The 12,344-nt window shown below is 62.3% G+C and carries 13 protein-coding genes; 1 reads left to right on the forward strand and 12 read right to left on the reverse strand.

Annotation, left to right across the window (positions count from 1 at the left end; genetic code table 11):
• Positions 1-3: 3 nt before the first annotated feature.
• The 3 genes from xylB to DBV08_RS11370 are packed head-to-tail and all read right to left on the reverse strand — an operon-like array spanning position 4 to position 2,051.
• A complete protein-coding gene (gene xylB, locus DBV08_RS11360; RefSeq protein WP_124567486.1) occupies positions 4-1,401 on the reverse strand; it encodes a xylulokinase in 1,398 nt (465 codons plus the stop codon).
• A gap of 24 nt (positions 1,402-1,425) precedes the next feature.
• The gene (locus DBV08_RS11365; protein WP_003946343.1) at positions 1,426-1,743 is read right to left on the reverse strand and encodes a WhiB family transcriptional regulator; all 318 of its coding nucleotides are present in this window, start codon (positions 1,741-1,743) and stop codon (positions 1,426-1,428) included.
• Positions 1,744-1,796: 53 nt separating this feature from the next.
• Positions 1,797-2,051, reverse strand: a complete 255-nt coding sequence (locus tag DBV08_RS11370) for a DUF3263 domain-containing protein (protein WP_206028823.1) — start codon at positions 2,049-2,051, stop codon at positions 1,797-1,799.
• A gap of 194 nt (positions 2,052-2,245) precedes the next feature.
• Between DBV08_RS11370 and DBV08_RS11375 the strand changes: the two genes are divergently transcribed.
• A complete protein-coding gene (locus DBV08_RS11375) occupies positions 2,246-3,433 on the forward strand; it encodes an ROK family transcriptional regulator (protein WP_095971121.1) in 1,188 nt (395 codons plus the stop codon).
• Positions 3,434-3,471: 38 nt separating this feature from the next.
• Here the strand turns inward: DBV08_RS11375 and DBV08_RS11380 are convergent, their stop codons facing one another.
• The 9 genes from DBV08_RS11380 to DBV08_RS11420 form a co-directional block, all read right to left on the reverse strand.
• Entirely contained in the window at positions 3,472-4,272 is an 801-nt protein-coding gene (locus tag DBV08_RS11380; RefSeq protein ID WP_124567487.1) for a crotonase/enoyl-CoA hydratase family protein, read from the reverse strand.
• A 65-nt stretch (positions 4,273-4,337) separates the two neighbouring features.
• Positions 4,338-5,342: an LLM class F420-dependent oxidoreductase gene (locus tag DBV08_RS11385; protein WP_260395530.1), complete on the reverse strand. Its 1,005-nt coding sequence runs from the start codon at positions 5,340-5,342 to the stop codon at positions 4,338-4,340.
• Positions 5,323-5,724: a nuclear transport factor 2 family protein gene (locus DBV08_RS11390; RefSeq protein ID WP_054825548.1), complete on the reverse strand. Its 402-nt coding sequence runs from the start codon at positions 5,722-5,724 to the stop codon at positions 5,323-5,325. Before DBV08_RS11390 ends, DBV08_RS11385 begins: the two co-directional genes overlap by 20 nt.
• Complete coding sequence (locus DBV08_RS11395; protein ID WP_124567488.1) at positions 5,721-7,442, reverse strand: class I adenylate-forming enzyme family protein; 1,722 nt, start codon at positions 7,440-7,442, stop codon at positions 5,721-5,723. Before DBV08_RS11395 ends, DBV08_RS11390 begins: the two co-directional genes overlap by 4 nt.
• Positions 7,443-7,454: 12 nt before the next feature.
• Positions 7,455-8,738 carry an ABC transporter substrate-binding protein gene (locus DBV08_RS11400; RefSeq protein WP_124567489.1) on the reverse strand — a complete coding sequence of 428 codons (1,284 nt, stop codon included), beginning with the start codon at positions 8,736-8,738 and terminating at the stop codon, positions 7,455-7,457.
• A gap of 58 nt (positions 8,739-8,796) precedes the next feature.
• Entirely contained in the window at positions 8,797-9,885 is a 1,089-nt protein-coding gene (locus DBV08_RS11405) for a branched-chain amino acid ABC transporter permease (protein WP_124567490.1), read from the reverse strand.
• Positions 9,882-10,778 carry a branched-chain amino acid ABC transporter permease gene (locus DBV08_RS11410; protein WP_124567491.1) on the reverse strand — a complete coding sequence of 299 codons (897 nt, stop codon included), beginning with the start codon at positions 10,776-10,778 and terminating at the stop codon, positions 9,882-9,884. Before DBV08_RS11410 ends, DBV08_RS11405 begins: the two co-directional genes overlap by 4 nt.
• Positions 10,779-10,781: 3 nt before the next feature.
• The gene (locus DBV08_RS11415; protein ID WP_124567492.1) at positions 10,782-11,495 is read right to left on the reverse strand and encodes an ABC transporter ATP-binding protein; all 714 of its coding nucleotides are present in this window, start codon (positions 11,493-11,495) and stop codon (positions 10,782-10,784) included.
• A complete protein-coding gene (locus DBV08_RS11420; protein ID WP_124567493.1) occupies positions 11,492-12,295 on the reverse strand; it encodes an ABC transporter ATP-binding protein in 804 nt (267 codons plus the stop codon). The genes DBV08_RS11415 and DBV08_RS11420 overlap by 4 nt, the downstream gene beginning before the upstream one ends.
• Positions 12,296-12,344: the final 49 nt, after the last annotated feature.

The following is a 12,344-nucleotide window of genomic DNA, read 5'->3' on the forward strand; positions in this document are numbered from 1 at the left end:
CGCTCAGACGCCTTCGGTGAGTTCACGCAGCGACGCGTAGCGCTCACGCACATGGGGAGCTGGTTCGGCGTCGAATCGCCGCTCGTCCGGTTTCGGCCACACCGGTGGCTGCGTGTCCCCGGACAGTGCCCATGCTGCTTGCCTGCATGCCCCTTCTGCGACGTACTCACCCGGAGCAGGGATCACGACCGGGACTCCGAGAATTGCCGGCGCGATCTCACAGAGAGCGCGGGACTTCGCTCCGCCTCCTACGAGGAGAACTCGCTTCACCTCGACACCCTGGCGAATCAGATCGTCGACACCGTCGGCCAAGCCGCACAGGAGCCCTTCGACTGCAGCACGCGCAAAGTGCGCAGGCGTCGAGTTCTGCAAGCGGAAACCGTGCATTGCTCCCGTGGCGTCGGGGCGGTTGGGCGTCCGCTCACCCTCGAAGTACGGAATCATGACCAGTCCGTCATTTCCGAGGGGCGCGGTCAACGCCAACCGGGACAGTTCGGCGTGATCGACGCCGAGAATGGACGCCGTCGCGTCAAGGATGCGTGCCCCGTTGAGAGTGCACACGAGCGGCAGGTGCAGTCCGGTTGCGTCCGCGAATCCCGCCACGTTTCCACTGGGATCGTGCGTGGGAGTGGTCGATACAGCCGACACGACGCCGGATGTTCCGATCGAGATGATCACGTCACCGGGAACTGCCCCCAAACCCAGTGCGGCTGCGGCATTGTCACCGGTGCCAGGTCCGACAATCCCTCCCGAACGTGTGCTTCCGATCTTGTCCTTCGGAGATGCGACTCGGGGAACATGCGGGGTTCGGGCGCGAAATGCCAACGCCAGCAGGTCGGTACGGTATTCGCGCGTCGAGGCAGCGTAATAGCCGGTTCCGCTTGCGTCGCCCGCATCGGTGGCAAGCTCCTCGATCGAACCGGACCCGCTGAGCTTCCAGGACAGCCAGTCGTGCGGAAGACACACCGCGGCAGTGCGATCAGCGTTGCCGGGCTCATGATCTGCCAGCCATCGAAGCTTGCTTGCCGTGACTGCGGCGACTGGAACTACGCCAACTGCGTCGGCCCACGCCTTGGGTCCGCCGAGTTCTTCGACCAGATCGGCCGCGGCCTTCGCCGAACGAGTGTCGTTCCACAGCAACGCCGGCCTGACCACTTCGCCGCCGTCGTCCAGACACACCATTCCGTGCTGTTGAGCTCCGACCGATACGGCTGCGACGTCGCCGAGCCCACCCGCCGCGGCGATTGCACTGTCCATCGCCTCGAGCCAGCATGCCGGATCTATCTCGGTACCGACGGGATGGGCCGCCCGTCCTTCTCGTACCAGCTCGCCCGAATCCGCATCACGGACAATGACTTTGCACGACTGGGTAGACGAATCGATACCGGCAACGAGGGTCACACTGGCGTCCTTTCCGAAGGACCGTCAGCTCGCGTTGGCGACCGCGGGCATCCGGTTGCTGCGCTTACGCAGCGATCGCACATATTCTGCGCGCTCGGTCTCCGTCATTCCACCCCAGATGCCGTAAGGCTCGTGGACGGACAGTGCGTGTTCGCGACACTGCTGGAGTACAGGGCACGTCGCGCAGACCTTCTTGGCGTTGCGTTCACGGTTTTCGCGAGCATGTCCACGCTCGCCGTCCGGGTGGAAGTACACCGCGGAATCGTGCCCACGGCACGCTCCCTGCAGCTGCCAGTCCCACACTTCGGCGGTCGGGTACGGCATCGGAAGGTGCTTGTGCATGATGGCGACCTCAATTCCTTACTCGGGTGAAACGCATTCGGGTGACTCGGGAGTTACGCTGCGGCGGACTCGTCGACGCCTGACCGTTTCGTCGATCGGCGGAGTCGATGTGCGCAGACCGAAGCGAGTTCGCCGGCGACCGGCGGAGTCAGCGCTGCGGCGCCGTCGTCGAGAATCGCCTGCAGCCTGCGGAAATACTCGTCCGGGGCGAGGCCGAAGGTTACAAAGATCTCTTCGTCAGGTCCACCGTCGAACTGCTGCCACTTACGTGCGAACTCGACGATCTCTTGTGTATCGGTGCGGCTCATCAGGTTCTCCCCTGTTTGTGCGCCCTGCTTCACAGAAACTGCGACTCGTCTCCTCGGACGCCCGTGGCAGTGAGTCAAGACACAGACTATGCCTACTTCTGCTTTTTCACAAGACCTACTTACGTCTTTTTGTGGACAAAGTACGGCAACTTTCGCACGCTGAAGTTACCGACGAGGAATGCTTGAATAGGACAATGACCCGACCGTCCACGACTCCGGCTACCGCAGGAGAGGTATTCACGCTGATACGCAGCGGTTCCGCGACCACGCGCAGCGAGATCGGGAAGCTCACCGGCCTGTCCAGGACGGCGGTTTCGGCCAGGGTTGCCGCACTTCAATCGCTCGGATTGATCGCCGATGACGACGAGGGCCCGTCGACGGGCGGTCGGCCGCCGTCCACACTGACGTTCGCGAACTCGTCCGGCGTGGTTCTGGTCGTCGCAATCGGTCGATCGCGGGCACAACTTGCCGTCACCGACCTGGCGGGCACGATTCTCGCCGCGGAAGACATCGACAAGTCGGTCGGAGTAGGCCCGGACGAACTGATGCCCGAAATCGCCGAGCATCTGTCGTCACTACTGGCTCAGGTCCAGCGTTCGTCCTCCGAAGTCATCGGAATCGGGCTGAGCATTCCCGGCACCGTCGACGTCGCCGCGGGAGCGAGCCTCGACTCTCCGATGATGGCGGGATGGGACGGAGTCGCTCTTGCCCCCTATCTGGCATCGGTGACCACGGCGCCGCTGTTTGCCGACAACGATGCCAACGTGATGGCTCTGGCCGAATTGAGCGAACGACGCGAGAGCGCGCCCAACCTCCTGATGATCAAGGCGTCAACCGGCCTCGGCGCAGGAATCGTCATGGGCGGAATCCTCCAACGCGGTTCACTCGGAGCGTCCGGCGAGATCGGACATACTAAAACCGCTGCGGCACGGGGCATGAAATGCCGCTGCGGCGACGTGGGCTGCGTCGAGACCGTTGCCAGCGGTTGGGCTCTCGTGCACGCACTCCGCGACCAGGGCCGAAGTGTCGGGCACGTTCGGGACGTCGTCCGCCTCGCCCTGGACGGCGACAGCGAAGCACGCCGGCTCATCAGAAGCAGCGGGCGACTGATCGGCGACGTGATCTCCGGCGCGGTCAACCTCCTCAATCCCGAGGTCCTGATCATCGGCGGCGACATGGCCGAGGCGGACGAACTCTTCCTGGCCGGGCTTCGAGAGTCCGTGTACGGCAACGCAACAGCACTTGCCACCCGAAAGCTGCAGATCGCCTCGGTCAGCCACGGTGCACAATCCGGCATTCTCGGCTGCGCGGTCCTCGTCCTCGACCACCTCCTCAGCGCCCGGGAAATCGACTTGCGCATCGCCGCCTCGCCCCAGAACTGACCACCTGATTGCTCTCCTCTGCGTCGCGCCGGAGTTCGTCAGCCGAACTTTCGAAAGGCGAACTCCGGCAACTTCTTCGCGGCATTGGCGGTGCGTACGATCTTGTGGTTCTTGCCTCGCATCAGCGCCAACTGAATCCGCGACTCGATCCAGAACGCACCGCGAGGCGAGCGGTTCCAGGTCTTGTGCAGCAAGGTCTTCGTCGCTGCGACGGCGTCCGGCGAGCGAGTCGTGATCTGCGACAACAGTTCCTGTGCCGGTTTGATCGGATCGTCGCTGACTCCGCTCACGAATCCCCACTCGAGAGCCTGATCTCCGTCGAACAGTTCAGCAGTCATGGCAAGGCGTTTCACGACGTCCATCGTCGCGAGTTCGCGCATCGTGACCGTTCCGGTCATATCGGGGATCAATCCCCACTTCGCTTCCATCACCGAGAACGTGCAATCGGGCGTGGAGAATCGAAAGTCTGCGGCGAGCGCCAATTGCAGTGCACCACCGAAGCAGTGCCCGTGAACGACCGCGATGACCGGCACGGGCAATTCGCGCCACACCCAGCACGCGCGTTGAAAGAGGTTGGTCTTCTGCCCGGGAAATTTCGCGAAGGCCTTCGCCATGCGCCTCGGTTGCTTACCCGCAGAGGCGAAGTCCAACCCGGCCGAGAACGCGTCACCCGCGCCTTGAAGAATCACGCCCCGGATCGAACGATCAGCTTCGATAGTTCGAGCGGCGTCCACCAGGGCGTCGAGCATGTCCAGATCGAGACCGTTGAGTTTCTCCGGTCGGCTGAGCGTCACGTACGCCACCGACTGCACTACCTCGACACGAACGCGATCACTCACGGCTACTCCTTCGGTTAGACATACCCCCGACGAACTTACCTGAGAGTAAGTTCGTCGGGGGTTCGTCATGCCATCTCCGCAAGAAGTTCCATGGTCACTTTCCCGGCCGGATCCGAATCAGTGGATGAAGGCACGGCCACGACGGAGTCCACTCCCGCCGCTCGGTACGCCTCGAGTTGCTCGCGGGCATCGGCCGGAGTCCCCACGATTCCCACCGTTGCCACCATCGCGTCCGAGACCTGGCTCAAGAGCTCGCGCGGCGCGGCCCCGGCCCTGGCTGCCTCGATCACATCAGCGAAGCCCGCGCGGACGAACATGTCCGAGTACCCCGGAGCAGCCAGATACGGTACGAGCCCGCGTCGAAGTTGATCGATCGACACCTGTGACGGTCCATTCTCGGCGACGGCAGCCGGTGCCCACACCGACACGAAAGGCATGCCGGTTTCCAACTCGGCAGCGATTTCCTTGCACCGTGTGATCAGGCGCCCCGCTTGCTCCGGGCTGACCAGATTGAGCACCAGTTCGTCGCCCAACTCCACCGCGGCCCGAAGCGCCTTGTCCCCGAATGCCGCAACGATCAGCCGGCCGCCCGGCGTTTGAAGTCGCAGCCGGTATCCACTGGTCCGCATCACCGTGCCGGCGACTTCGCCCCGCTCGCCGTTCATGAGCGCTCGCACACCGCGGGCGGACTCCGCGAGCGCCCGAGCTGCCCCGGACCTGCTTCGTCCATGCCATTTTTCGACCACGACAGTGCTGGACGTACCCAAGGCGATCGACACGTGGCGCCCGGTGAGATCGGCCACCGACGCCGCCCCGATCGCGATCATCGCCGGATCACGAACCGTCACCGCGAGCGGGCCGACCACCAGTTCGGAGTGCTCGAAGACGACGCCGACCGACGTCGCCAGCGCAAAGGCGTCGTACGTCGCCATCTCCCCCACCCACACTCGGCCGAACCCCAGTTTGTCGGCGAGGCGCGCGGTAGTGGTCACCTCCTGCGGCGGACGGTCCTGCCACAACCCCAGGGAGATGTCGATGGTCGGCAAACCTCTACTCGAAGTCGGAGACAAGACCCATTCCCTTCAACAGTGTCGGACGGTCGTAGTACTCGAGCCACTCGGTGATCCGTCCGTCTGCCATGCTGAGGATTCCGACAACAGGAACGACGCCATGGGTACCGTCGAAGTGGAAGTCGTCCACTCGCTGCACAAATACCCTTCCGTCGATCACGCCGAGAGACTCGATCTTCAGGGTGATCCGTTCACACTTGCTTGCCAGTAACGCAATTCGGCCCGCAACGGCCTCCTTGCCGACAAGAGGTTCCTGCATGACGCTGTGGAGCACACCGTCCTCGGCGAACAAGTCGACGACGCGTGTCCAGTCCATGACGTCCCAGGCCTGGAACATCTCACGTGCCAGCGCGAGTTTGTCACTGTCGTTCATCACACTCATGCCACACTCTTCTGTCGAAGTTCACGCTTGAGAATCTTTCCGGTCGAATTGCGCGGCAACTCTTTCCGAACCTCCAGCCGCTCGGGAAGCTTGTACGAGGCAATGCGCTTGTCTTTCAGGAACGCAACCAGAGCATCCAGCTCTAGTTCCGCCTCGGGTCGCAGTGTCACCACTGCTGCGACGCGCTCACCGAGTACTTCGTCGGGGTCGCCGATGACGGCCACGTCCGCAACTGCCGGATGCTCGGCGATCAATCCCTCCAATTCGGCTGGAGCGATGTTCATTCCACCGCGGATCACAAGGTCTTTGCCTCGATCCAGGTAGCGGAGGAACTGTCCATGGTCACCGGCGATTTCGAAGATGTCTCCGGTGCAGAGGAATCCGCGTTCGTCGAACGGTGACGGACGATCGCCGAGATAGCCGGCAAAGACTGTCGGTCCGCTGATGCGCAACTCACCCGGTTGCCCGGCTTCGGTGATGTCCTTGCCGGTGACCACGTCGACCAAGCGCACGTCCATCCAGTCCGAGATCCTGGTGCTCCAGTGAAAGTTCTCGACACCGAAGCGAGGGAAGTACCGTGCGCGGTCGTCCGGATCCGGCATGTCCGCGGGCGAAGAGAGCAGACTGATTCCTTCGTTGGAACCGAAGAAGTTGATGACTCCGATTCCGTACCGCTCCTGCCATCCCCGCACCATCGGAGGTTGCAGCGGCACCGAACCCGAACCTATCCGCGTCAGGCTCGACAGGTCGACTGCCGCGAGCATCGACTCGTCGGCGAGCAGCATCCACAACAACGCAGGCGGCGCTACCGTGTACGTCACTCGCTCGGCCTCGATCTGCCCGAGGAACACTCGAAGGTCGAACGGGTGGTGCTGTACCAGTACACATCCCGTGCGAAGCCACGGCAGGAACATTCCGTTGATTCCGGCCATGTTGACCATCGGGAACGGGTTCAACAAGACGTCGTCGACGACGATGTCGGGAGCATCGATCGTGGCCCAGCAGATGGCCAGCCATTCGTAGTGTGAACGTGGGACCCCCTTCGGCTCGCTTTCGGTTCCGGAGGTCCAACAGATCGTCATCGCGTCGTTGGGGTCGTTCGGATCTTCGGTGTTCCGCCTGTCCAATTCACTTCGCTGCGTTTCGGTGGCCGCCTGAGGACTCAGCCCATCGACGCCTGCCGGCAACTCGGCCGGAAGCTCGGACGCGGGAGCGTAGGCGAATACCGATCTCAGGGAGGAGATCCTGGGTCTGATTGCTGCGATCTCCGTAGCGGGGAGTCTGTCACCGAAGCTGGGTACGGTGACAAACGCTGCAAACGCTGCCTGGTTGGCCATTCCTTCCACTTCACGTTCGCGGTACTGCATGGGCAAGGGTGAGACCACGATCCCCAGCGACCACGCGGCAAGGTAGACCTCGACCAGTTCGACCGTGTTGGGCATCTGGACGCCCAGAACATCTCCCCGGCTCAAGCCCACCTCACTGAATCGAGCAGCGAGCGAGATGACTTCACTGTCCAGTTGGTTCCAGCTGAGGCGTCGTGGATCTCCGCCGGACAACTCGCTCCGGTTCGCCGGATCAACCACCGCGAGTTCGTCGCCGCGCACCCGCACTTGCGTCCGGAACACCTGATCGATCGTCTCTTCGGACCACCACCCCTTCGAGGTGTATTCGTCCACCTTGCTGCGAGGGTGCAATCCCCTGTGTGTCTTGTTCATTCGCGTCTCGTTTCAGTTCTCGTAACGGCCGGAAATGTCGATCACGTCGCCCTGCTTCTCGAACGCCTGGGTGGCGGCGTTCCACTCGAACGGCTGGAATGCCAGGATTCCCAATGCATGATCGGCGGTCATCGTGAACTTGATTCCGTCGATGAACATCGGCGGGTGGTAGTCCTGCGTTCGCGCGGCACTCATGATCGTGGCGCGTGAGAGTCCGTCGGACGACTGAGAGGCCCGAGTGAAGTTGTCCACCAACAGGTCACCGATGGCCCAGCCGTTCACGGTGTAACTGTTGGTCGGGGAATCGGCACCGTGAGCAGCTGCACCGGCCAGGTAGTCACGCACCGCCGCGTCGTCCTTGTATAGAGCGTTGTTGGGATCCTTGAGCCACACCATCACCTGCTGCCCGTCGGCAGCATCACCGGCGGGTGCGTACAGGGTCGCACCGTCGACGCAGTTCGACGGCTGTATCACGGTGTCGGGCTTCCATCCGACGCGTCCGATCGCCTGAGTGATCGCGAGGCAGTCGGTGGTGACACCGGCAACCACCAAAACCTCGGCGCCGCTGGCCTTGAGAGTCGACGCCGCCGTCTTGGGGTCGGTCAAGGCTTCCTCGGCCGCAATCTCGAAGTTGGTTCCTTCGATCGCGGATTTGAAGCCGTTGGCGATCCCTTGTCCGGACTCCGTCTGGTTCGTGGCCAGTGCAACTTTGGCGCCGTTCGGGTACTTCTTCGTAAAGCTTTCGACCACGACCTCCATCTCGACGCCCGGGTCCGGTAGATACTCCGTGGTCCACGGAAAGTCTTCGATGACCCGGAACTCGGGCATGCCTGCCTGCGCAAAGAGGAGCGGCACGCACGCGGTAGTCTGATCGTCCGCGATCGCGTTCAACTGCCCGGCTCCGAAGGTGCCCAGAACGTCGACCTTGTCCTTCTGAATGAACTCTCCGACATTGGCTTTGGCGCGCTCCGGGGAGAATGCATCGTCCTTGACCACGACGTCGAGCTTGACACCGCCGACACCACCGGCCGCGTTCGCCACCTCGAACCGTGCTCGCATTCCTTCGATCACGTTGCCGACTGCGTCGGCGAGCGGGCCGGACGTCGGCCCACTCCAGCCCACCGTGAGTTTGTCGGTGATCGGCGCTGCAGCACCACTGGGGTCGCTGCAGTCGTCGACCGATACTGCGCCGGCCGATGTCGACGTGTCGCTCTCTGCGTCGGAGCTGCCTCCGCAGGCCGAAAGGAGTAGTGCTGCAGCGGCGATGACTGCGGGAATCGTGGTCTGCCTTTTCATGTCGTCCAATTCCTTGCTGTGAGTGGAGAGAAACGATTACGGGCGAGGGAGATGGTGCTCAGGTGCGAGGCTCACCCTCGCGATATTTGGGATGATCTGCGGGAACCACGAGGACGAACCGTCGGAGAACGCTGTTGATTCGGCCGACGATTCCGTCAGGCATCAAGAACACGATCGCGATCAGTACCGCGCCGAACACCACTCCCGACACGGGGCCGTCGGTGACGCTGCCGGTGTAGTACGGCAGGAACACCACTGCCGTTGCCCCGACGATCGGGCCGAATTGGGTTGCGATTCCGCCCAATACCAGTCCGGTGATGAACTCGATCGACTTCATCAGCGAGAAGGACTCGGGCGAGAGCGCGCCGATGTACATCGTGAACAGCGAACCTGCCAGGCCCGTGATCGCGCCGGAAAGCCCGAAGGCGAGAATCTTGACCTTCGCGACATTGATGCCGTTTGCGGTCGCCGCGATCTCGTTGTCGCGCACCGCGACCATAGCCAGACCGAATCGACTCTTGACGAGATTGCGGATCAGGAGCATGACAACTGCCAGCGTCACCACCGACACCCAGAAGATCCAGAGGTAGGTGTCGGCTCGGGTCAGACCGGTCCATTTCGGCGGGACCAGAAGATTTGCACGAACGACCATGCCGGCGGCGCCACCGGTCAGATCGCCCGTCTTGCGGATCACTTCGGGAAATGCCACAGCAACGGCGAGCGTAACGAGAGCCAGATACAGCCCCTTGATCCGCAACGAGGGAAGACCGACGAGAAGCCCTAGTGCAAAACACAATACGACTGCCATCGGAATCGTGGTCAAGGGTGAGTATCCGCGATCGACGATCAGAACGCCGGTCGTGTACGCGCCTAGGCCGAAGAAAGCAGAATGGCCGATCGACAGAAGCCCGGTGTATCCGCTGACGATATTCAGTCCGGCAATGGCAATCGCAATGATGAAGACGCTCGTGAACTGCCCCACGCGAAACGGCGCGCTCTGTGACGCGAGAAGCAACGCACACACGGCGGCCACAAGCAGAACCAACTGGAGTACCCGGTACGAGGTCGATCCGGCGACCACTACACGCGGTCGCCCGACCGCCTTCTCGGCGACCGCAGGTTCATTTCTCTCGGCAAGCGTCGTCATACCCGCTCCAGTTTCTTGGTACCGAACAGTCCATTGGGTCGGACGAAGAGGATCACCACGATGATCAACAGGGCGGACGTCTGCTGCAGCGAGCCGCCGATCACCGAAATGTAGCCGCTGAGCATCGATTCCAGGACACCGATCGTCAACCCGCCGACCACGGCGCCGACGAGACTGTCCAGACCGCCGAACAGCGCTGCGGCGGATGCTGCGATGAAGATCGGGAACATGGTCGTGAGACCGAGTTGTTGCGGCGAGAGCGGAGTGACCAGGACACCGGCCAGGGCACCGATCGCGGCCGCAACACCCCAACCGATCGCCAGGATCCGGCTGGTCGAAACCCCCGCGAGAGTGGCAGATTCGGCATTGTCCGCGACTGCACGCATGTGCAAACCGACTCTCGTCTTGCGAAAGAGCAAGGACATCAACACAAGTAGGACAACGAGCGCCACAAGTACGCCGAGTGCGTCGCCGTACACGCGCGCACCGCCCACCGAGATGTAGTCGGTGGGACCGTTCGGGAACGGGCTTGGCATGATCTTCGTATCGCTCCCCCACAGCATCCCGGCGAGTGAGTTGAGCCCGGTGAACAATCCCAGTGCCACGATCAGCACCGCCATGTCGCTTCGACGCTGTACCGGCCGGATCAGCAGACGCTCCATCAACGCTCCGAGCAGGAACCCCAATGCAAGGGCCGCTCCGATCGCCGACCAGATCGGCCACGACATCGTCGTCAGCCACCAAGCGACAAAAGTTGTGAACAGCGCCAACTCGCCCTGAGCGAAGTTGATCGTGCCGGTGGCACGAAACACCACCACGAGTGCCAGCGCGAGAATTGCGTAGATCGACCCGTTGGTCAATCCCGAGATGAGTCGTTCGAGAAAGAGTGTCACCGTTTACTCCTGGTACCCGAGGTAAGCGCTGCGCACGACGTCGTCGGAACGAAATTCCTCGGGCGTTCCGGCAGCGACGATGATGCCTACGTCGAGCAGGAATACCTTCGTCGCGAGTTTCATCGCGAGATCGGCGTTCTGTTCCACGATCAGCAATGCAGTTCCATCGCTCCGGTTGATCGCACCGAGCGTGTCGAATAATTCGGCGATGACGATGGGGGCAAGTCCCAGACTGGGCTCGTCGCACAACAGTAAGGTGGGACGGCTCATCAACGCCCTTGCGACTGCGAGCATCTGCTGTTCACCGCCGGACAGAGAACCGGCCAACTGTGTGGACCTCCTCGCGAGCACCGGGAAAGTCTCACACCACCGCTCGATGTCGGCCTCGATCTCCGCCTTGTCCTTACGAAGCGCAGCACCGACGAGAAGGTTGTCACGTACCGACAGTTGACCGAGAGTTCCACGGCCCTGTGGGACAAGGCTGACGCCGGCGGCGACGGCGCGTTCAGGTTTGGATCCCAACGGCGAACCGTTGAAGGTGATCGTTCCCTGATGCGGAATCAATCCGGCCAGAGCACGCATCATGGTGGTCTTGCCGGCACCGTTCGCGCCGAGAACGACAGCTACCCCGCCGGGTTCCACGTCGAGCGAAATCCCGTGCAGTACGTTGCCTCGCCCGTAACCGGCATGCAGATCGTCGACGCTGAGCAGGGTCATGCCGCACGCCCCAGATAAGCATTGATCACGGCGTCGTTCTGCTGGATCTCCGCCGGAGTACCTTCAGCGATCTTGTGGCCGAAGTTCAGTGCGACAACATGATCGGAGATACCCAGCACCAATCCCATGTGGTGTTCGACCAGAAGCGCGCCAAAGCCGAAGTCGTCGCGGAGCGAGACGATCAGTTCTCCCAACTCCTTGACTTCGCTGTGTGTGAGCCCACCGGCGGGTTCGTCGAGCAGAAGCAGCGAAGGCTCGGACATCAATGCTCGTGCCAGTTCGACACGCTTGAGAGTTCCGAACGGTAGACCGGACGCGGGTGCGTTGGCGACGTCGACGAGTTCGAGACGTTCGAGCAGGCACCAGGCCTTCTCTCGTAGTTCTCGGACTCGGGCGCGCGCCGGAGGCCAACCGAGAAGCCCACTCGCGAGCCCGAAGCGGCCTCGCGACGATCCCCCGACCATCGTGTTGTCGAAGACGCTCATGCCGCCGAACAGAGCGAGATTCTGAAAAGTTCGGGCGATCCCGGCAGATGCCAACGCATAGGGGCGCAATCCCAAGAGGTCGGTTCCTTGCCAGGTGATGACACCGCGACTCGGTTCGTAAATCCTTGTGATGCAGTTGAACAGCGTGGTCTTACCAGCGCCGTTGGGTCCGATGAGTCCGCAGATCTGACCCGCGCGGACGTCGAAGCCGACGTCGTCGAGAGCCGTGACTCCGCCGAACTCGATCGACACGTCGGAAAGCGTGAGTACGACCGGTGCATTCGCAGGTTGTGCGGGTGGTGTGTTTCCAAGCATTGGTTTCACCTCCTCGTGACACTTCAATTAACAGTGTGATAGAGATTAC

It is taken from the genome of Rhodococcus sp. KBW08 (genome assembly GCF_003852455.1).
Lineage (GTDB): Bacteria > Actinomycetota > Actinomycetes > Mycobacteriales > Mycobacteriaceae > Rhodococcus_F > Rhodococcus_F baikonurensis.

Bases quoted from the DNA above. Each gene is read 5' to 3' on its own strand.
- DBV08_RS11400 (WP_124567489.1), bottom strand. From the start codon at position 8,738: ATGAAAAGGCAGACCACGATTCCCGCAGTCATCGCCGCTGCAGCACTA.
- DBV08_RS11370 (WP_206028823.1), bottom strand. From the start codon at position 2,051: ATGAGCCGCACCGATACACAAGAGATCGTCGAGTTCGCACGTAAGTGG.
- DBV08_RS11365 (WP_003946343.1), bottom strand. From the start codon at position 1,743: ATGCACAAGCACCTTCCGATGCCGTACCCGACCGCCGAAGTGTGGGAC.
- DBV08_RS11405 (WP_124567490.1), bottom strand. From the start codon at position 9,885: ATGACGACGCTTGCCGAGAGAAATGAACCTGCGGTCGCCGAGAAGGCG.
- DBV08_RS11420 (WP_124567493.1), bottom strand. From the start codon at position 12,295: ATGCTTGGAAACACACCACCCGCACAACCTGCGAATGCACCGGTCGTA.
- DBV08_RS11415 (WP_124567492.1), bottom strand. From the start codon at position 11,495: ATGACCCTGCTCAGCGTCGACGATCTGCATGCCGGTTACGGGCGAGGC.
- DBV08_RS11375 (WP_095971121.1), top strand. From the start codon at position 2,246: ATGACCCGACCGTCCACGACTCCGGCTACCGCAGGAGAGGTATTCACG.
- DBV08_RS11395 (WP_124567488.1), bottom strand. From the start codon at position 7,442: ATGAACAAGACACACAGGGGATTGCACCCTCGCAGCAAGGTGGACGAA.
- DBV08_RS11390 (WP_054825548.1), bottom strand. From the start codon at position 5,724: ATGAGTGTGATGAACGACAGTGACAAACTCGCGCTGGCACGTGAGATG.